Source organism: Microbispora sitophila, from assembly GCF_014892245.1.
GTDB lineage: Bacteria > Actinomycetota > Actinomycetes > Streptosporangiales > Streptosporangiaceae > Microbispora > Microbispora siamensis.
In genome coordinates this window covers 1-588 of record NZ_JADBGC010000098.1, presented here as the reverse complement: position 1 = coordinate 588, position 588 = coordinate 1, and the positions used below count along the sequence as shown (strand labels likewise).

Below are 588 nucleotides of genomic sequence, written 5' to 3'. Positions count from 1 at the left end.
GACAACGGCAAGATCTACCGGCAGAGCATGCCCATCGGGAACTTCCCGGGCAGCTTCGGCTCGAACTACACGACGATCATGAGCGACACCCAGGCCAACCTGTTCGAGGCGGTCGAGGTCTACAAGCTCCAGGGCCAGAACAAGTACCTCATGCTCGTCGAGGCGATGGGCTCGCAGGGCCGCTACTTCCGCTCGTTCACGGCCAACAGCCTGGACGGGACGTGGACCCCGAACGCCGCGACCGAGAGCAACCCCTTCGCCGGCAAGGCCAACAGCGGCGCCACCTGGACCAACGACATCAGCCACGGTGACCTGGTCCGCAGCAACCCCGACCAGACCAAGACCGTCGACCCCTGCAACCTGCAGCTGCTCTACCAGGGCCGTAGCCCCAGCTCCGGCGGCGACTACGGACTCCTGCCCTACCGGCCGGGTCTGCTGACACTGCAGCGCTGACGGCGTGACGCGGGTCCGGCTCGGGTGTTCCTGACATTCGCGGCGAGGGCGTTGTGAGCCTTGTCAGGGAGCGCGATCAGGACCGAATGGAGCTGGAGCGGCGGGCTCGGTGCAAGGCCGAGCCCGCCGCGGTCA

The 588-nt window shown here is 67.0% G+C and carries 1 protein-coding gene; it reads left to right on the top strand.

Annotated features, from left to right (window positions below; genetic code table 11):
* Positions 1-453, top strand: a 453-nt coding sequence (locus IL992_RS45590; protein WP_264295232.1) for a non-reducing end alpha-L-arabinofuranosidase family hydrolase, incomplete at its 5' end; no start/stop codon positions are given.
* Positions 454-588: the final 135 nt, after the last annotated feature.